At 54.8% G+C, this 19,060-nt stretch carries 15 protein-coding genes; 8 read left to right on the forward strand and 7 right to left on the reverse strand.

The genetic code is table 11. The annotated features are described in order from the left end of the window. Nucleotide 1 precedes the first annotated feature (1 nt). From ACTID9_RS06750 to ACTID9_RS06760, 3 genes are read right to left on the reverse strand one after another with little or no spacing between them, the layout of a single operon-like run. Nucleotides 2–1,378, reverse strand: coding sequence for a YheC/YheD family endospore coat-associated protein (locus ACTID9_RS06750; protein WP_441070466.1), 1,377 nt, complete (start codon nt 1,376–1,378; stop codon nt 2–4). 2 nt (nt 1,379–1,380) lie between these two features. Further along, nucleotides 1,381–2,493, reverse strand: coding sequence for a YheC/YheD family endospore coat-associated protein (locus ACTID9_RS06755; RefSeq protein WP_441070467.1), 1,113 nt, complete (start codon nt 2,491–2,493; stop codon nt 1,381–1,383). 6 nt (nt 2,494–2,499) lie between these two features. Continuing rightward, entirely contained in the window at nt 2,500–3,939 is a 1,440-nt protein-coding gene (locus ACTID9_RS06760; protein WP_441070468.1) for a YheC/YheD family endospore coat-associated protein, read from the reverse strand. Between the two features lie 87 nt (nt 3,940–4,026). On the opposite strand from ACTID9_RS06760, the gene ACTID9_RS06765 reads away from it, so the two are divergent. The 7 genes from ACTID9_RS06765 (at nt 4,027) to ACTID9_RS06795 (ending at nt 10,216) form a co-directional block, all read left to right on the forward strand. Beyond that, complete coding sequence (locus ACTID9_RS06765) at nt 4,027–5,181, forward strand: DUF445 domain-containing protein (protein ID WP_441070469.1); 1,155 nt, start codon at nt 4,027–4,029, stop codon at nt 5,179–5,181. Between the two features lie 66 nt (nt 5,182–5,247). Next, entirely contained in the window at nt 5,248–6,003 is a 756-nt protein-coding gene (locus ACTID9_RS06770; protein ID WP_441070470.1) for a polysaccharide deacetylase family protein, read from the forward strand. Between the two features lie 201 nt (nt 6,004–6,204). Then, nucleotides 6,205–6,900: a metal-dependent hydrolase gene (locus tag ACTID9_RS06775; protein ID WP_441070471.1), complete on the forward strand. Its 696-nt coding sequence runs from the start codon at nt 6,205–6,207 to the stop codon at nt 6,898–6,900. A gap of 256 nt (nt 6,901–7,156) precedes the next feature. Then, nucleotides 7,157–8,467: a DRTGG domain-containing protein gene (locus ACTID9_RS06780; RefSeq protein WP_441070472.1), complete on the forward strand. Its 1,311-nt coding sequence runs from the start codon at nt 7,157–7,159 to the stop codon at nt 8,465–8,467. A gap of 502 nt (nt 8,468–8,969) precedes the next feature. Then, nucleotides 8,970–9,290, forward strand: coding sequence for a metal-sensitive transcriptional regulator (locus ACTID9_RS06785; RefSeq protein ID WP_441070473.1), 321 nt, complete (start codon nt 8,970–8,972; stop codon nt 9,288–9,290). A gap of 26 nt (nt 9,291–9,316) precedes the next feature. After that, entirely contained in the window at nt 9,317–9,517 is a 201-nt protein-coding gene (gene copZ / locus ACTID9_RS06790) for a copper chaperone CopZ (protein WP_441070474.1), read from the forward strand. A gap of 129 nt (nt 9,518–9,646) precedes the next feature. After that, complete coding sequence (locus tag ACTID9_RS06795) at nt 9,647–10,216, forward strand: metalloregulator ArsR/SmtB family transcription factor (RefSeq protein ID WP_441070475.1); 570 nt, start codon at nt 9,647–9,649, stop codon at nt 10,214–10,216. A gap of 86 nt (nt 10,217–10,302) precedes the next feature. Here ACTID9_RS06795 and ACTID9_RS06800 read toward each other — a convergent pair whose 3' ends face one another. From ACTID9_RS06800 to ACTID9_RS06815, 4 genes are all read right to left on the reverse strand, one after another. After that, the gene (locus tag ACTID9_RS06800) at nt 10,303–10,614 is read right to left on the reverse strand and encodes a YtpI family protein (RefSeq protein ID WP_441070476.1); all 312 of its coding nucleotides are present in this window, start codon (nt 10,612–10,614) and stop codon (nt 10,303–10,305) included. Nucleotides 10,615–10,696: 82 nt separating this feature from the next. Next, a complete protein-coding gene (locus tag ACTID9_RS06805; protein ID WP_441070477.1) occupies nt 10,697–11,824 on the reverse strand; it encodes a glycosyltransferase family 1 protein in 1,128 nt (375 codons plus the stop codon). Nucleotides 11,825–11,905: 81 nt separating this feature from the next. Then, nucleotides 11,906–14,056 (reverse strand): YhgE/Pip family protein, encoded by a 2,151-nt coding sequence (locus ACTID9_RS06810; protein ID WP_441070478.1) that lies wholly within the window; start codon nt 14,054–14,056, stop codon nt 11,906–11,908. A 115-nt stretch (nt 14,057–14,171) separates the two neighbouring features. Continuing rightward, the gene (locus ACTID9_RS06815; protein ID WP_441070479.1) at nt 14,172–15,437 is read right to left on the reverse strand and encodes a S8 family peptidase; all 1,266 of its coding nucleotides are present in this window, start codon (nt 15,435–15,437) and stop codon (nt 14,172–14,174) included. Nucleotides 15,438–15,571: 134 nt separating this feature from the next. Here ACTID9_RS06815 and ACTID9_RS06820 point away from each other — a divergent pair, with 134 nt between their 5' ends. Continuing rightward, on the forward strand, nt 15,572–19,036 hold the full coding sequence (locus tag ACTID9_RS06820; protein ID WP_441070480.1) for a DNA polymerase III subunit alpha: 3,465 nt from the start codon (nt 15,572–15,574) through the stop codon (nt 19,034–19,036). Nucleotides 19,037–19,060 lie beyond the last annotated feature (24 nt).

Raw genomic sequence — 19,060 nt, forward strand, 5'->3', positions numbered from 1 at the left:
CTTAAAAGTTGGCCAGATAGCGGCTGTAGTCGACAATCAAATTGCGGGAGACGGCATCGGCTTCCTTCAGCCTGGCGTGTTTGAAGATGGACCGGCCTGGCTTGGAGTTCGCCTCAAACATCCAGACATTTCCTTGCAAATCGATGCCCATATCAAGCCCCAGTTCACCTAAATAGACGCCCTTGGCGTCTTCAATGGCGGAAGCCAGACGGATGGAGGCGTTGCGGATGCGCTCCTCAATCAGGCTTTTTTGTTTCCGGAACAGATGGCTGAGCAATTCTTCGCCGGGGATGACCATCCCGCCGGTTCGCACGTGGGTGGTGACGCTGCCGGCCCCGGCGACTTTGGCGGCCATGCAGGATACGACCCACTCGTTCGCCTGGTTTTTGTGCAGGTGAACGCGGAAATCAAACGGGCGGTTTTGGTACGTGCACAGGTTGATTCCTTGCTGGATCAGGTAAGCACTTTGGCGACGCGTGCGGAAGATGTGCTGGAACAGAGCCGAGATCGATTTGAAGTGGCGCTTCACATTGCCGCTGCCGTTGTGGTAGGAGACATCGTAGCCTCCTGTGACTTGGGTCACCTTGATGATGCCGTACCCAAGGCTTCCGTTTTTCGGCTTCAAATAGACGATCGGGTATTGACGCAGCATCGTGCGCATCAGCTGCAGACTCGGCGTCGTGTACGTCTCCGGTATATACTCGTTGACCTCGGGATTCGGGTAAAGCAGCTGATGGACGCCCCATTTGTTGAAAAAGCCCTGGTTGAACATGGGCAGGTTTCTCAAGTTGGCCAAGCGCAACTTAAACTGCTGCACATGCGGCAGCTTCTCGGCCCCACGCGAAGGAATGCGGTCATACACCACGTCCGGCAGTGCGGTCAAAAGCTTTTTCCATTCGTAGCCGCCTTGTTTCTTGGGCCGCAGAAACCATGCGGAAACCGTGTTCCGCTCCCAATTGACGTCAGCTGGAGAGAAGATGAAGTAAAAAACGCCTTTTCCTTTCTGCGCGAGCAGCAACTTGTGGAAAAATGAGCTGCGCGGCCCGATCGGTTTGGCGGCGTTGTTTTGCACGCCGGTTGTGACGATCCCGATGGCGGGGCCGATGCGCAGCGTGTCGCCGTCGCGCTTCAAGTGAATCAGTCCGCCATGGGGAACACCAAGCTCTTCTTTGATGGAGCTGGTCAATTTGACGACATTGCTGTTATCTCCAGCTTTTTTGTCCTGGAACACGGTTGCCATCGTCTCGCGTTTTCCAAGCGATAAGGTGATTTGCTGACGAGGCCGGAGCTGTAATTGCTGGCAAATCGAAGGCGGCAAGACAATCCCTGCCAATTGGGGATAGGAGAGAAAGCGCAGCCGCACGGTGATTGAATCCATGCTTAGTAACCTCCTACACGCTCTTTCATAAGATAGTTGGCGTACGAAATGGGCTGGGTCACAGCACGAAGCCGAGCGGTGCTGTCGTCGATCATGCGAAATACGGCGCGGCCCGGTCTGCTGTTGACCTCGATCAGCCATACCCTGCCTTGTTGATCGACACCGATGTCGATTCCTAACTCAAACAATGAGCCATGGTGTTTTTCCAGAGCAGGGGGCAAGACAGAAACGAGAGCGTTGATTTCCGTTTCGATCATGGCTGTCTGGGAAGGTGAAAAATGATCGGCAAGGAAGCTGGATAACGGGACGGCATGCCCGCCTCCATGCAAGTTGGAGGTGATGCTTTCCTTGTTGCCGAGCCGAACCGCTTTTCCGGTCGTTTGCCATTCGCCAGACCCGTTTTTTTGCACCAGCACCCGAACGTCGAACGGGACGCCGTCTCGAGTAGAGAGCGACAGGTAAGGCTGAATGATAAAGTTGAGGCCAGCCGTGAAGCTTGTGACAAACTGCCTCACCTGGGCCAGCGTCCGAAACGAACGGCGGAACGGTACATTGGTGCGGCGCGCGCGTCCTGTCGCTTCATAGCCGTTACCGAATTTTGCGAAACGCACGACACCATAACCGTGCGTTCCTGACATCGGTTTGATTACAACCGCCTCGTGGGATTTCAGGCGCTCCATCATCTCGGAAATGACGAGCGGCTTTGTATCCGGAAGCCATTTGGTGATCTCGGGCAGGCATTCTAGCATCTTGTAAACCTCCCACTTTCCGGACAGACCACGGCCCATAAACATGATTTTGGGGTCATTTTGCAACTTCTCGATAAATGGTTTATAGTTTCGGTAAGCAGGCCCCATAAAGCATCGGTCATAAATGAGCGGAGGCAGCGGGAACGTGCGCGTATGCCAGACGCCGTTTTTATATTCGTACCCGATTGTCGTGCGCGAATCGAAGTCCACCTGACGCGGAGAAAATACAAAGACACGGATGCCCACCTTGCGTCCGACTAACGTCAAGTTCCGATAATACTCTTTTTCGGTAAAGGTAGGCCCGTTGCAATACGCAATGATTCCTAAGTTATACCACTCTTTCGATTTGGTTATTTTTCTTTTCATGAATGGTCACCTACGATTGCGTTTCTTCAATGATTTGGTAGCCAATGGTTTTCGTCGTTTTTTACGTGTCGGTTTGATCTTAGGAAAGCCACCCAGAAACTTTGCGTACTCATACAAACGGCGTACCGATGGGCGAGCTCGTCTGGGCAGTTCTTCCTGGCCCTCGGGGATATTGAGGGTAGTGGTCGCCTTGGAAGGTTTGCTGTTGACTTCCAGCAGCCAAATGTGACCGTGGATATCCACCCCCAGATCGATGCCGAATTCGGCATATTGCCCGCCCATCGAGGTTTCGAGCATCTCGGCAAGAGAGAGCGCCGTCCTTTGCAGCGTTTGCGGCGAGGGCCTCATGGTGGTGGCCCACGGACCGCAGACGGCGAGCGCTTGCTTTGCCTGCATCATGGTGCCGCCGCGCGCTACGTTGGAAACGACGCTGCCCGCGCCAATCCGTGCCACCATGGAAGTGACGGCCCATTCGCCATTGCCGTTTTTTTGAACGAGAACGCGGAAATCGGCGGTTCTGCTTCCGCTGCGGATCAGCTTCAGCCCTTGTTGTAGCAAGTAGTTTTTGCCTTGCCCAATCTTTTTTAAGGCGCGGTGAAGAGAGGGCAGATCTTTATGTGTTTTGGCAGAGTAGCTGCTTGCCAGCTGATAGCCGGATGGGCCGCGGCGAATGCGATAGACGCCTTTTCCCATGCTGCCGTTTGCCGGTTTCGCGTAAAGAAAACGATGCTGATCCAGCATTTCTTTCAATTCGTTCAAGTCGCCCAGACAAATGGTTTTGGGCAAAAATTCAGTTGCTTCTGGCACGGAAGAGAGTGCCTTGTGCACGTGCCACTTATTGAGAAAGTGTTCATTAAAAAAAGCAATGTCATGCTCGCGGCAGCGTTTGATCATCATCTCCGCACTCTCTGACCGTTCGCGCTGCCGTGATGCGAGACGGTTGTAAATGCTTTGCGGGAGCGGCAGCGTGCGCATGTGCCAGTTGCCGTTTCTCCGGATCAGGCCGCGAACGGTCTTCGTTTCCCAATTGACATCGTGGAGCGTAAAAACGCTGACGACGCCCGCATGCTGTCTGCTGATGTCGACAAGCTCATTGAAAAACGGTGTGAAGGAACCAAACGGATCTCGCGGGTCTTTGCCATAGGCAGAAACCAGAACACCGATATAGGGGCCAAAAATGATGCGCTCTGCAGTAGCATCATAGCGCATCAAAAGCGGCACACCTCCGGGGAGAAGCAGTGAACGGGCGAGTGTAGGGGTCATTTGTACCACTCGGCCTGCCTCTTTACCCTTCACTTGAGCCCTGTGCGTCTGGGAGCCGAATTGAATGACGACGGAATCGGCAGGGATGGATAGCTGGCGCATGAAGGACTGGGGAATGGCAACGTCGCATTGTTCGGCTGTTCGGGGTTCAAGTGCCTGGATCATCGTACGTACATATGACATGGCTATCCCCTTCCAGGAGGCTTTAGGTTAGTCTTATCTTATGAGCAGTGAAGTTCTTTGGTTACATCGTACAGAGGGGTGTTAGGCTTGGGTATTGGAATGCTTGCGGTCAATGTCATAATCGGCTCCGTCATTGGTGGAGTAACGAATGAACTGGCTATCAGGATGTTGTTTCGCCCTTATCATCCTTGGAAAATAGGCGGCGTCCGGGTGCCGTTTACCCCGGGGCTGATCCCCCGGCGCAGGGATGAAATCGGGATTCAAATGGGGCGTTTGGTGCAGGAGCATCTGCTGACGCCCGAAGGAGTAAAACGCGCGCTTGCCAAAAGCGATTTGGAAGGGACGCTGCGCGCCTGGCTGTCCAACGTGGCGCTTGCCCAGCTTGGGCAAGAGACGACGCTGCGGGACTGGCTGCGGACGTACGTGCCAGCGCTGATTGCCGAGGATGGCAATTTCGGGGAGGCGGTGAAAGAGCCGCTGCGCCAGGCATGGAACAACGGGGTGGAGCGTTGGCTGGAACAGATGGCAGATAAGCCGCTGCGCGCATTTTTGCCACCTGCAGGTGAAGAAAAGCTGGAACGGGAAATGGCAAGTCTGACCAGGTCGCTGTTTGCCCGCTTGCGGGATCACCTGAACAGTCCGGAAGGCCAGGAGAATCTGGCGGGCATGATCAAAGGTGTTCTCGCAGGCGGCGGAGGGATGCTGGGCGGGCTTGTCGGCATGTTTTTGAACGAGGAAAAGCTCACGGCAATGCTGCTGCCGCATCTCGACGAGCTGCTGCGCCGGGAAGATTTAGCAAACCGTGTGAGCGGGGTGTTGAAGCGCGAATGCGATACGCTGTTGGACAAGCCGTTTTCTGAGCTGCAGCGGTGGATCGGCGAGGACCAAATCCATGCGTGGCGCGAGCAGGCGTTTGTCCGCCTGGCAGCGGAAGGAGCAAAAGTGCTGGACAAGCGCATCTGCGATCTGACGGCCCCGCTTCGCGAGCAGGTGCTTGGCGGCTGGATACCTCGCCTGTCAGCATGGGCGGTGAACGCGCTGCAGACCAATGTGGATGTCTTGTTTGGCAAGCTGCCGATCAAAGATATTGTGGCACGGCAGGTCGAAGGCTTTCCGCTTCAACGCGTCGAGGAGATGATCATCGGCATTTCGGGAAAAGAGTTTCGGATGATCACGGTGCTCGGTTTCGTGCTCGGTGCCATCATCGGCCTCGTGCAAGGCTTGCTTACCCTTTTCGTCTGACCTTTATTCGCCCTTTTTGTCTGTGGCGCATGACTAATTTTCCGCCGACTTTGGGAGAGTAAGCGTATGAGAAAACGCACTCGAACCTTACTTGCACTGCTAACGATCATCATGCTGGCCGTACTTCCACTCAGTTCGTCGGCTGTCGCCAAAAAGGATGGAAAAGGGCGCGCTTACTATGAAAAACGGGGGGAAATTGTGTGGGAGGTCCCTTCCGGACAAAAAGTGATGGCGCTCACGTTTGACGATGGCCCGGATGCGGTGTTCACGTCGCAAATCGCCGAACTGCTGCGAAAGTACGATGCCAAGGCAACGTTTTTTGTCGTCGGATCACGCGTACTGAAAAACCCGAGCGTAGTCAGGCAATTGGCGGAAGACGGACATGAATTGGCCAATCATACGTTCAGCCATCCCAACATGCGACGGCTGTCTCCTGCCCGTCTGCACCGGGAGATCGAACAGACGCAGAAGGCGATCTATGATGTGACCGGCAAAAAGCCTGTGCTGTTCCGGCCGCCTGGCGGCTATTATGACGAATCGCTCGTGGATAGCCTGAGAAAAGCCGGCTTCCTGGTCGTTCTGTGGTCGTGGCATCAAGACACGAAGGACTGGACGGACCCGGGGACCAACAAGATTGTAGCCAAGGTGCTGAAAAATGCGAGGAACGGCGACATCGTCCTGTTTCATGACTACGGGGGCGCGCGCGAACAGACCGTTCACGCCATCGAGGAAATTCTCCCCTCGCTGCAGAAGGAAGGCTATCGCTTTGTAACCGTGTCGGAGCTTTTGACCTTGAGCAAAGTACGAGTAAACGGAAAATAGGCAAAAAAGCGGCTTGTGCCAGCAGCGTGCTGGGCAGGCCGCTTTTGCATGGAAAGCACATTGCAAGCGCGCGAACCTGTGGCAGAGTTTGGTATAATAAAAGGCAGACTGCGAACCAGTCAGATTGCGGACGCTTTGGAGATTTCGCTGCATGAAAGTACATAAGGATGAAAACGATTGTACGAAAAAGGAGGACATGACATGATTCAAGTTACCTATCATGGACACAGCACAGTAGAAATCGCTTACAACGAACACCGCTTGATCATCGATCCGTTTTTGACGGGCAATCCTGTTGCAAAAGCGAAAGCGCAGGACATCAAGGTGGATTACGTGCTGCTGACGCATGGTCACAACGACCATATCCAGGATGCTGTGGAAATTGCCAAGGCAAACGAGGCAACGGTCATCGCAACATATGAACTGGCGATGTACATGGAAAGCCAAGGCTGCAAGGTTCATCCGCTTGGCATCGGCGGATCGTTTTCATTTCCGTTCGGGAAAGTCAAGTTTACGCTGGCCTTCCATGGCGCAGGCGAGCTTTTGCCAGGATCGTCTACCTTCCAGTTCCTCGGCTTCCCGGCCGGCATTTTGCTCTATTTAGGCGACAAAACGATCTATCATGCCGGCGATACCGGTCTGTTTGGGGACATGAAGCTGATCGGCGAACTCAACACGATCGATTTGGCGTTCCTGCCGATCGGCGACAACTTTACGATGGGACCGGAAGATGCGCTCATCGCTGCACAGTTTTTGCAAGCGCGCGCCGTGGTGCCGATTCATTACAATACGTTCCCGCTGTTGGCACAGGATGGAGACGCTTATATAAGACAGTTGCAGGAAAAAGGCATTGGCGGCAGCGCGCTTGCGCCAGGCGAGAGCTACACAATTGCCTAATCAAAATGAAAACAAAATGTAATCCCGTTGTAATACTCCTGTAATATTTGCGGGGTAAGATAAAAGCACGATGAAAACCCCCTTAATGTATATACTTTTGAAGGTGTAGCACTGGCTGCACTCTTTTTTTTTGCTACAGATTCGGTTATAGTTGTCGTGGGAGGGATACGGAATTCTCCCGCTTCACTTGAATTGCTGCATGGATTGGCCGATGCGATCCCGATAACTGTTGAGCAAAAGGGAAGGTGTTTTGCGAATGATGACAAAACATGAACAAATTTTACAATATATTGATAATTTACCCGTAGGTTCCAAAATTTCCGTGCGCCAGATCGCCAAAGATCTGGATGTGAGCGAAGGAACGGCGTATCGGGCGATCAAAGAAGCGGAATCACAAGGATATGTCAGCACGATCGAACGTGTAGGGACCGTGCGGATTGAAAAGAAGCAGAAGGAAAACATCGAGCGCCTGACGTTTGCCGAGGTGGTCAACATCGTGGATGGCCATGTTTTGGGCGGGCGCGAAGGGCTGCACAAGACGCTGAACAAGTTTGTGATCGGCGCCATGCAGCTGGACGCCATGATGCGTTACGTCGACGCGGGCAACCTCTTGATCGTCGGGAACCGCACCCAGGCGCACAAGCTGTCGCTGCAGCAAGGCGCGGCGGTGCTGATTACCGGCGGGTTCGACACCAGCGATGAGGTGAAACAGCTGGCCGACAAGCTGGCGCTGCCGATCATTTCATCGAGCTATGACACGTTCTCCGTCGCATCGCTGATCAACCGGGCCATTTATGACCAGCTGATCAAAAAAGAGATCGTCATGGTCGAGGATGTGCTCAAGCCGATCGAAGAAACACCAATGCTGCACACCTATGATACGGTGGATGTTTGGCACCAATATACGCAAGACTACCATGACACCCGTTTTCCCGTCGTCGATGACCAGATGCGGCTGGTCGGGATCGTGACGTCGAAAGACATCATCGGACACGACAGCTGGGTGACGATGGACAAGGTCATGACGAAAAATCCGATCACCACATCGCCGCGCGTCTCGGTCGCATCGTCCGCTCACCTGATGGTGTGGGAAGGCATCGAGCTGTTGCCGGTCGTCGACAATCATAAAAGGCTCGTGGGGGTATTGAGCCGTCAAGACGTGCTCAAAGCGCTTCAATACATGCAGAAACAGCCGCAGATGGGCGAGACATTCCCGACCCAGATCATGAGCCGCTTCCGCGAGGAGAAAATCGCGGACACCCTGGTCTACCAAGGCGACATCACGCCGCAGATGACCAACCACCTAGGAACCGTCGCTTCCGGCGTCATGACCACCGTCATGGTCGAATCGGCCTGCAACCTGCTGCGCCTGCACCGCCGCGGCGATATGGTGCCGGAAAACATCATGGTCTACTTCTTCAAGCCCGTCCAAATCGAAAGCCGCATCGAAATCAAACCACAGCTGCTCGACATCAGCCGCCGATTCGGAAAAGTCGAGGTAGCCGTATACCACCAGGACCAGTTGGTCTGCAAAGCCCTGGTAACCGCACAAATCGTAGAACGATAAAAAAACAGCCGGAGGGCTGTTTTTTTATCGTTATGTATTGTTCTTTTTTTCATTCAGATTTTTCGGGAGTGAAAGCGATACAACCGCTGCAGCAGGGCCTCGCGAAAAAAGCGGGCCGCGCAGCCTTGACAGCGCCGACCCAGGCGTAGTGTAAAAAGCGGGACGTCTTTCGCGCCCCACATCATCCTTGAGAAACACCCGCCGCGCAGCGAGTGGCTTTGGGGCGCGGTCCCGCTTTTTACACGGAGCCGGACAGTCTAACCACCGGCGAGCGCTGTCAGAGCGGAGCCGGAGCGCTTTTTTCGCGAGGCCCCTCGCCTCCACGAACCATCGCCTCCACAAACCATCGCCTCCACAAACCATCGCCACACGAACTTGCCAGATCAGCCAGCTGTCCTGCATATGACTATGATGTATAATCGTTTGTGAGGCCAAAAGAAGCAAAACCCCTTTACATAGTATAGGGGGGTATTGTATATTTACAATAAGAGGAGGGAAACAAATGGACCACGAAGATCAAACGAACCATTGTGCCCAAGGTGAGGAACGGAAGAGTCACCACTCGGACAAAATGAAGAGCAACCTGATTACCAGATTGAATCGCATAGAAGGGCAGATTCGCGGCGTGAAAGGGCTGATCGAAAAAGACACGTACTGCGACGATGTATTGAACCAGATCGCGGCGATTCAATCCGCGCTGAACAGCGTCGGCAGACTGCTGCTGGAAGGCCATATGAAAAGCTGCGTGATCGATCGTATCCAATCGGGCGATCACGATGTAATCGATGAGCTGTTGGTGACCGTCAACAAGCTGATGAAATAACGGATGGAAGAAAGGGAGCGAAAAAGATGAAAAACGTTACGCTGCAAGTCGAGGGCATGTCCTGCAATCATTGTGTCAACGCTGTGGAAGGAACGCTGAAAAATATCGGTGCCAGCGGAAAAGTGGATTTGGCCAGCAAAACGGTCGATGTGTCTTTCGACGAAAGCAAGGTAAGTCTCGAAGCGATCAAAGAAGCGATCGAAGATCAAGGCTACGATGTAAAGTAAAAGAAAAAACAGGCACGAACTGCAAGCAGGCACATGGAAAAGTCATGTGCCTGCTTGCCATTCCTAGCTAATTAAGATATTATCTAATTACATAAACGTCGAATTACATAAAGAAAGGAGAGCAACGAGATGCAGCTGCAGCATTTGGTCAATTTTCACAAGGCGATGGGAGACCCGACGCGGATTCGGATTTTGACCCTGCTGTCCAAAGGCCCGCTCCACGGTCAGGCGATCGCCGGCAAGCTCGGCTTGACGCCGCCGACGATTACGCACCATATGGCAAAGCTTCGCGAGACCGGCATCGTCTATGAGCGACGGGACAAAAATACGATTTATTTTTATTTGGATGCCGATCATTTGCGGCGTGATGCGCAAGCGATTTTGGACGTTGTTTGGGGAGGAGAGGGCAGCGTGGATGGAAATGAGAAGGAAAAAGTCATAAAAAATTTTTTCACTGTCGATGGCAAGCTGAAGTCGATTCCGGTTCAGCGCAAAAAGAAGCTCTATGTTTTCGAACACATGGTTTCCGGACTGGAAGTGGGCCGCAAGTATACGGAAAAGGAAATCAACGAATACATCAGCCGGTTTCATGAAGACTTTGCCACGATTCGCCGCGAGTTCATCATGAATCATTACATGTACCGCGAGAACAACATCTACGAGCTGAATCCGCAGGAGATGTGGGCACAGCCGGAATGATGACTTTGCGAAAACGAAAAAAGGAGCGGTTCTCCGGTGGCGATGGGGAACTGTGCTCCTTCTTTTCATGTCCGAGGGTTACGGGATCAACCGTTTTTCTTCAGTTCCATGATCCAGCCTCGGCGGTATTGGATATAATTGCGGGTACCAAAAATCAAATTGACCAGCCCGACCAGAAGCAGCACGAGCGCGACGCCGATGCGTACCCCTGTCAAATCTTCAAACGTAAACTGGTTCAGCGCCATCAGCGTAAACAGGACGCCGATCGCCATGTTCATCTTCCCGAGTGTCATGCGCGAGGCGAGCGGATGAATGCCGCGTTGACGCGCCATGATGCTGAAATAAAGCGCCAGCACAAGCGATCCGACAAAACCTGTCAAATAAATTGCAAACCACACCGAAAAACCAACCCCTCAATTTTCGTACAAGCCATACGCTTCCATCGTACCAAAATCATTCCGGAACAGTCAAAAGGGACGCCTATGCAGGCATCCCCAATTCCGTCGTCAGCACCTTCCAAAAATCTTTAATCGCATTTTCGCCGAGATACGCTTTGCCACGTTCCCTGACGTACTCGCTCATTTCCTGGTAGTAAGCAGGCTCATTGAGCATGTGGTAACAGCGGGCAATATCGTGCTCATCCTGAACGAACAGCGGGTAATTGTCGCCCAAGAGATGAACATTGCCAAAGGTGCGGGTCGTCAGCACCGGCACGCCAAGCGCCATATATTCGAGGACGCGGGACAAATAAGCATGGGACGGCGTCAAATCGGGCGTGTTGTCATAAATCAGGGCCAGCCCGATCCCGGCTTTCACGATCATTTTCTTCGTTTCCCAGACGTTTTTTTGCCCGTGGTTGACGACGCCCGGCTTTTTCAGCAGCTTCTCCGCAGTCGGGCGGTAAGCGTTGACAATCGATGGGTAGAGCAGGTTCAGTTTCGCCTCCGGGACGCGCTTGCGGATCAGGCGGATCGCTTTGACGGCTACTGGCAAGCCGTAGCGCGGACGGATCACGCCGCAATTGATGAGCTGGGGCGGGGTGGCGCGGTGAATCCGGAGCATTTTTTCTTCCGACATCGCTTCAACGAACTGCGGCAACACCTTGATCTGACGCTCGATGCGCGCTTCCCCCCATTTTTTCCGGCGCAAATAGGCTTTAAACCGCTCGGCGATCGGTACCGACTGGAAAAAGATGACACGGGTATGGCGCAGCAAAAAATGGACTTCCTTCATGATGCGCGGATCATTCAGGTTGTAGTTGATCGAGAGAAACAGGAGCTTGTCGCCGAGCGAACGCTTCTTTTTCACCAGATCGAGCGCCTGGTCTCGCCCGCGGATGAAGATGAAGTCGTAGTCTTTCTTTTCATCCTGCTTGATGATCTTGTCCGTCAGATCGTCCGCTTGATGGAAACGCACGTGATGAAATTTGAACCCATCGTGGCCGTTTTGGAATTCGAAGGGCAGCACGCAGTCGATGACGAATTTCTTCCGTTTTTTGTTTGACAGCTTGCTCACTTCGCGGTCAAACGCCTTGAGCATGCCGAGAAACTGCAGCACATTGCCTTTTGGCTTGTATTTCTCCAGATTGCACGAAAAGCATATTTTCATCGGGTTCTCTCCCTTTGATCACGTAAACGATAACCCATGATATGGCAAAGAGAGGCGAAAAGGTGTCTGTCCATTCGCGCGTCAATGGATCAGCTTGCTTTCCTTCGCTTTCTGGATAAAACCGGCGCTGGCACGGTTGATGACTTTTTTCAAAGCGAGGCCGAGCAGAAGAAAAATACCGACATAGACGGCGAGCATCATCAGGTCGCGCGTCACCACATGCCACAAAATGCCGCCGACCGCTTCACGCATCATGCTGATCGCATAGGTGAAGGGCAGGAACGGGTGGATCGCCTGGAAAAACGGCGGCGTCACCTGGATCGGAAACGTTCCGCCGGAGCCTGCCAGCTGGAGCACGAGCAGCACGATCGCCAGCGCTTTCCCGATGTTGCCGAAGACGGAGACGAGCGTATAGACGATCAACATGAAAACGGCGCTCAGCACGAGCCCGAACAGGACGAACCACAGCTTGTCGCACACATACGTGCCGAGCAGGTAGATGTCGCCGAGCGTGACGAACAAGGATTGCAGCAGGGCGATCGTGAGAAAAGTGAAGAATCGGCCGAAATAAATCTGGTAGCTGCGGTAAGGCGTCTCGGGATGATGCACCTCGACCGTGAGCAGCGATACGAGCAACAGCGCCCCGACCCAAAGCGAAAGCGTGGTGAAAAATGGCGACATGGCGGAGCCGTAGTTGGGAATCGGAAAGAGCCGATTTTCCTTCAGCACGACCGGCTCTGCAAAAAACTCGCTTTCTTTTTGCGCGTCATGACGCAGCAGGTCGATGATTTCCCGCAGGTTGGCCTCTTTGTCCAAAGCGCGCATTTTGGCGGCCAGCGCTTTTAGCTGGGCTTCATAAGCGGGCAAGCTTTGCTGGATGGTTTGCAGTTCTTTTTTTCCGGTCGCCAGTGCCTTGGCGACATCTTGAACAACACGTGTCACCTCGGGCAGCTTCTGCACCGCGTCGGCCAAGACGGCACCGACCCGCTGATTCGCCTTTTTCGCCTGCTCGATGGCGTCCAAAACGAAGGGTTGGATTTCGCTGTCGTACCGACCAAGAATATCGCCTGAAATCGCATTCGTCTCGGCAGCGAGCGCGCGCATGCGGTCGAACAGCTCTGCGGCGGGCTGCTCACCCTTGTCGATGGCGTTTTTGATTTTGGTCAACGTCGCGGTCTGCTCCTGGAACCGGCTTTGGGCCTGTCCCAGCTTGTCGATGGCGGGTTTCAGCCTGGTGCCGCCGGTGATGTCCTCCAATCGCGCCAGCGCTTGCTTCAGCTTGTCGGTCACAGAGGCAGCCACCGTAAGCCGCTTGATCGTCTGCTCGATCAGCGCTTTCGCGACGGCCGGGTCTGGCCTGTTTTCCTGCAGGACGGCAGCCAGTTGCTCCGCTGCCGCCGCAGCTTGCTGCAACAGCGCCAAGTCCGCCTTGATCGTGGGAGATACGCTGATCAGGGCATCCTCGCTTTTGGTGAGGAAATCGCCAAGCCGCCGGGAAAAGTCGGTGCCGTCTTTGCCCAGTTCGGCGACGAGTGGCAAGTCCTTCTGAACCTTCGCAGCGATTTGTGCCGCCCGGTCGACGTCAGTCAGCCCGCGCCCCACCGCCTGATTGATCTCGGGGAACATGCCTTCGAGGCGGAAAACCAGCGCTTTCAGCTTTTCGATGGTCGGCAGCTGATTTTGCAGCTCTACGCCGATTTCATTGAAGATCCGAAAAATCGTGCCGTTTGCGGTCTTGATGAAATTTTGGTTCACTTCCTCGATCACGCCGCTTGCGCCTTTGGCGGTGATCTTCGGGGAGATTGCGTTGATTTTTTCATTGACGGTGTAAATGATTTCGGCTTTTTGCGGTTGATTGGTCATGATGGTTGCGATTTTGGCGGAAAAATCGGCCGGGATGACGATGCTGGCATAAAAGTCGCCTTCCTGCACCCCTTTGATCGCCTCTTCCTCGGACACAAACGTCCAGCCGATTTTCTTGTTGTCTTTCAGGGAGGTGATGATCTCATTTCCCAAATTGATCGGTTTGCCGCGGATGGCGGAGCCGGTATCGTTGTTGGCGACCGCGATGGCGATTCCGCTCGTCTGGCTGTACGGGTCCCAGGAGGCTTTGATGTTAAACCAGGCGTACAGCGACGGCAAAAAGACCAAGCCAAGAATGACGACTGCCGCAGCCCAGTTGGTGGCGATTTTTTTCAGGTCCGTCCGGTAAATGGTACCAATTTTGTTCATAGCAGCTTCTCTCCTGTCCACACGCCGGGCACGCAGGTTTTTGTATATTTTACCATGCCTCAAAACGTTCCAAACATGTGCAGGAAAGAAAAAGAACGCCCATTTCGGCCGTTCTTCACTTTTTCTTCAGGAACCTGGCGTTCAGCTCGCCGTGTCCTTGCGCGTAGCGGTTGCTTTTGACCAGATGGACGGTATGCTGCAGCAAGCGTGCTTTCACCTGCTGCGGCGTCAGCTTGGGATTTTCTTCCAGCATGCAGGCGACGGTTCCGGCGACCAGCGGTGCTGACATACTGCAGCCGGACAGCGTGAAATACCAGCGCCCGACGCGCTGAAGCGCCAGCTCGCGGTCCAAAAAAGAGCGAGGCGCGCGCAGCGAGGTGATATTGACACCAGGCGCAACCAAATCAGGCTTGAGCTGGCCGTACATGCCGGGGCCGCGGCTGGAGAATCGGGCGATTTTGTGGGCGGCCTGGTTCAGCTTGTTGCGGTCATCCGTCGCCCCGACCGTAATCGCTGTGGGACAGATTCCCGGCGTGTAAATCGTGCGGCGGTGAGGTCCGTTGTTTCCGGCGCAGACGACGGTGACCAGGCCGGCGCGGACGGCACGGGCAACCGCCTGGCAGAGCGGATCGTTTTTGCTGTGAGACAACGGTTCAGCCCCCAGCGAGAGGTTGAGAACGCGAATACCGTATTTTTTGCGATTGCGGATGCACCATTGCACGCCGGCGATAATGTCGTCAAAATTGCCTTGCCCGTCCTGAGCCAGCACCTTGACACCGACGAGCTTGGCATGAGGAGCTGCACCGATGAACCGGCGGGCGGCTTTTCCTTTGCACCTGCTGCCATTTCCGGCCGCACATCCGGCGACATGCGTTCCATGCCCGTTGTCGTCGTAAGGCTTCGTGCGCTTGTGGATGAGATCGCGGAATGCGATGATCCTCCCTTTCAGGTCGGGATGGGGATAAATTCCCGTATCGAGAATGGCGATGGTCACACCCTTTCCGGTGAACCGATTTGCTGCCGATCGCGTTAGACCCACGCTCGGTGCCGCGACATCAAGCGACATTTTTGCCTTTTGATTCAAATAAATGCGCTCCACATGCCCGGATTCGCACATTTTCTGCAGACAGGAGAGCGTAGCGGTTCCCGAGATGGCTTGAATGATGCCCAAACGGCGGGTCGGCGTGAAGGATGAGGTCCCCCACTGTTTTTTGCACGACTGGATGGTTGACGGAAGGGTCTTTTTCTTGAATTGGACAATCACTGGATAACGCGCGTTTTCTTTGCTCGTTTGGGGGGATGCCCGCCGAAGTCCCTTGCGAAGGGGGAGATCAAGCAAGCGCTTGTGCTGCCGTATCCAGTCGGTAGTATTTTGGGCCATGGTCCGCACCTCCCTTACGAATACAACTACTTTATGGCAAGCAGCGAAAAAGAGCGTGTTTGAATACCCACATGCGTGAAAAAAGTGAAAGCTGCGTTATAATGGAGGAGAACAAATAATCGCCTGGAGGATTTATGGACATGTCTTTCGTTCATTTGCATGTACACACCGAATACAGCTTGCTTGACGGCGCGGCGCGTATCGACGAGCTGATCGCACGGGCAGCAGAGCTTGGCATGCCGGCTTTGGCGATTACCGACCATGCGAATTTGTATGGAGCGGTCCCGTTTTACCGGGCTTGCCTGGAAGCGGGGATCAAGCCGATCATCGGGATGGAGATGTACGTGATCGATGGCGACCTGCAGGAAATCAAGCCGCGCAATCAGGCGGTTTCTCCCTACCATTTGACATTGCTGGCTGAATCCAATGCCGGTTACCAAAATCTTTTGAAGCTGGCGACGCTGGCTGCCACGAAAGGGTACCAGACGCTGCCGCGTATCAATAAAGAATGGCTGAAGGCACATAGCCACGGGCTGATCGCCTTGTCCGGCTGCCACCGGGGCGAGGTGGGCACCCACCTGCTGGCAGGCGATGCCGATCGCGCGCGTGAAGCGGCTTTGTGGTACCAAACCACCTTCGGGCCGGACCGCTTCTATTTGGAGCTGATGGATCACGGGCTGGAGACGGAACGCAGACTGAACCAGCGTCTGCTGCGGCTTCACCAGCAAACCGGCATTCCGCTGGTCGCAACCAACAACGTTCATTATGTGAAAAAGCAGGATGCGGCGCTGCACGATATTCTTCTGGCGATCGGCGAGAGCAAAACAATCGACGACAAAGATCGGCTGCGCTACGAGTCGGAAGAGTTTTATTTGAAAAGCGGCGGCGAGATGGAGCGCTTGTTTGCTTTCGCTCCCCAAGCGCTTGCCAATACGGCTGCCATTGCTGCTCGCTGCTCGGTGGAGCTTGCTTTTGACCAGCACATTTTGCCGCAGTATCCGCTGCCGCCGGGAACGGATGCCGATGCTTACCTGCTTGAGCTGTGTGAGCAAGGCTGCATGGAGCGGTACGGAGAAATCACGCCGCAGATCCGCGAGCGGCTCATGCACGAGCTGGCGATCATCACGCGGACCGGATTTACACATTATTTTCTCATTGTTTGGGACTTTATGAAGTATGCGCATGAAAAGGGGATTCCGACAGGTCCGGGGCGCGGATCAGCAGCTGGCAGTCTGGTCTCCTATGTCCTTCGCATCACGAATGTCGATCCGCTGCGCTACCATTTGCTGTTCGAACGTTTCCTCAATCCGGAACGGGTGACGATGCCGGATATCGACATCGACTTTTCCGTAGAGCGGCGCGATGAGGTCATCCAGTATGTGGCCGAAAAATACGGCCGAGACCGCGTCGCCCAAATCATCACGTTCGGAACGCTGGCAGCGCGGGCGGCCGTGCGCGATGTGGGCCGCTCGCTCGGATTGTCGCACGGGATCGTGGACCGCGTGGCGAAAATGATCCCGCAATCGCCGGGGATGACGCTGGAAAAAGCGATGGCGCTCAATCCCGAGATCGGCAAGCTGGCGCTGCAAAACGCGGAGGTAGCCCGCCTGATCGAAGCGGCGCGGGGGCTTGAGGGACTGCCGCGCCATGCTTCCACACATGCGGCGGGCGTCGTCATCTCGCGCGAGCCGCTGACCGAGTATGTCCCGCTGCAGCAGGGCAACGAGGGACTGGCGCTGACCCAATACCCGATGGAGGTGCTGGAGGCGGTCGGCCTTTTGAAAATGGACTTCCTCGGCTTGCGCAACCTGACGATCATTCAGGAAACGCTGCGCCATCTCGCCCACCAAGAGATTCATCTCGACCTGGACAAGCTGCCGCCCGATGATGAAAAGACGTTTCGCATGCTGACGCGAGGCGAGACGACCGGGATCTTCCAGCTGGAGTCGGCAGGCGTGCGCAATGTGCTGCGCGAGCTGAAGCCGACCACGCTTGCCGATATTATCGCCGTTGTGGCACTGTACCGCCCCGGGCCGATGGAGATCATTCCCGACTACATCCGGGCCAAGCACGGGCAGACAAAAGTCCAGTACGCCCACCCCGACCTGGAACCGATCTTGCAAGAGACGCACGGCTACATGATCTACCAGGAGCAAATCATGCAAATTTCGTCGAAAATGGCAGGCTTCAGCCTGGGCGAAGCCGACATTTTGCGACGGGCGGTGGGCAAGAAAAAACGGGAGCTTTTGGCCGAGCAGCGAGCCAAATTCGTGGCGGGCAGCATCCGCCAAGGCTACGATGAGGCGCTCGCCAACCAAATTTATGACCTGATCGTCAAATTCGCCGATTACGGCTTTAACAAAGCCCATTCGGTCGCCTATGCCGTCATCGCATACCAGATGGCATATCTCAAAGCAAACTACCCGCTCGCCTTCATGGCCGCCCTGCTGTCGCTGTCGATCGGCAGTCAGACAAGAATCGCAGAGTATGCGGAAGAAGCCAAGCGGCTCGGGATTGCCATGCTCCCGCCCGATGTCAATCGCAGCGAGGCCGGGTTTATTCCCGAGGAGGGCGGAATCCGCTTTGGCCTGGCTGCCATCAAAAACGTCGGCTACGGCGCGATCGACCAGATCACCGCAGAGCGGAAAGGGGAGCCGTTCCGCGACCTGTTCGATTTCTGCACGCGTGTGGATGGACGCCTGGTCAATCGGCGAGTGGTGGAATCGCTGATTTTGGCAGGGGCATTGGAGAGCTTGCCAGGCCACCGCGCCCAACAGCTCGTCCTGCTCGACGAGGCGATGGGCAAAGCCGTCTCCAAGCGCCAGGAGCGCAGCGGCGCCCAATTGAATCTGTTCGCCTCGCTGGAAGAAGAGGAGCCGAGGGCACAGGATACCGTCGGCAAGACGACGACCGATGCCAACGGCTATCCGGAAGTGCCGCCGTTCAACCGGATGCAGCAGCTGAAGGAAGAGCGGGAGCTGCTCGGCCTCTACCTGTCCGGCCATCCGCTCGACCAATACGCGCACGTGATGAACCGGCCCGAGGTCGCAAGCGTCGCTTCCATGTATGAAGGAAAGAAAGACCAGCAGGTGAAAGTCGTCGGGATGATCCTGGACTTCAAGCGCATCCAGACGAAAAAGGGTGACCCGATGGCCTTTTTGACGCTGGAGGACAAAACCGCGCTCGTGGAAGTGGTCGCCTTCCCGCAAGTGTTCGCCAAATATGGCGATCTCGTGGGCAAGGAGCGGATGGTGCTGGCGGAAGGGCGCGTGGACATGCAGGATGATATGCCGAAGCTCATGCTGTCCCGGATGTGGGACCTCGAGACGCTGCCGAAGCCTGCCGCGTCGCCAGTTTTGTTCATCAAAATCACCGCCGAGCAGGAGCATGATTCGACATTGCCGAAGCTGCAGGAGCTTTTTGTCGGAAAAAAAGGAACGATTCCCGTCGTGCTTTATTACGAAGCCAAAAAGCAGTCAATTCGCCTGCCGGAGACGATTCGGATCGATGCAGACGAGTCATTTTTGGCGAAAGCGCGAGATATTGTTGGACATGGCAGCGTAATCTTGAAAGAAATGAGCATAAACTGGGGAGGATGATGGTGAACCTCCCTTTTTTCTGTT

It is taken from the genome of Brevibacillus fluminis (genome assembly GCF_052072235.1).
GTDB classification, from domain to species: Bacteria; Bacillota; Bacilli; order Brevibacillales; family Brevibacillaceae; genus Brevibacillus_D; species Brevibacillus_D fluminis_A.

Excerpts from the sequence above, each read along its gene's own strand:
- ACTID9_RS06815 (WP_441070479.1), bottom strand. The coding sequence starts at position 15,437 with ATGGCCCAAAATACTACCGACTGGATACGGCAGCACAAGCGCTTGCTT.
- ACTID9_RS06775 (WP_441070471.1), top strand. The coding sequence starts at position 6,205 with ATGATTCAAGTTACCTATCATGGACACAGCACAGTAGAAATCGCTTAC.
- ACTID9_RS06750 (WP_441070466.1), bottom strand. The coding sequence starts at position 1,378 with ATGGATTCAATCACCGTGCGGCTGCGCTTTCTCTCCTATCCCCAATTG.
- ACTID9_RS06770 (WP_441070470.1), top strand. The coding sequence starts at position 5,248 with ATGAGAAAACGCACTCGAACCTTACTTGCACTGCTAACGATCATCATG.
- ACTID9_RS06760 (WP_441070468.1), bottom strand. The coding sequence starts at position 3,939 with ATGTCATATGTACGTACGATGATCCAGGCACTTGAACCCCGAACAGCC.
- ACTID9_RS06755 (WP_441070467.1), bottom strand. The coding sequence starts at position 2,493 with ATGAAAAGAAAAATAACCAAATCGAAAGAGTGGTATAACTTAGGAATC.
- ACTID9_RS06810 (WP_441070478.1), bottom strand. The coding sequence starts at position 14,056 with ATGAACAAAATTGGTACCATTTACCGGACGGACCTGAAAAAAATCGCC.
- ACTID9_RS06780 (WP_441070472.1), top strand. The coding sequence starts at position 7,157 with ATGATGACAAAACATGAACAAATTTTACAATATATTGATAATTTACCC.
- ACTID9_RS06785 (WP_441070473.1), top strand. The coding sequence starts at position 8,970 with ATGGACCACGAAGATCAAACGAACCATTGTGCCCAAGGTGAGGAACGG.
- ACTID9_RS06795 (WP_441070475.1), top strand. The coding sequence starts at position 9,647 with ATGCAGCTGCAGCATTTGGTCAATTTTCACAAGGCGATGGGAGACCCG.
- copZ (WP_441070474.1), top strand. The coding sequence starts at position 9,317 with ATGAAAAACGTTACGCTGCAAGTCGAGGGCATGTCCTGCAATCATTGT.
- ACTID9_RS06820 (WP_441070480.1), top strand. The coding sequence starts at position 15,572 with ATGGACATGTCTTTCGTTCATTTGCATGTACACACCGAATACAGCTTG.
- ACTID9_RS06805 (WP_441070477.1), bottom strand. The coding sequence starts at position 11,824 with ATGAAAATATGCTTTTCGTGCAATCTGGAGAAATACAAGCCAAAAGGC.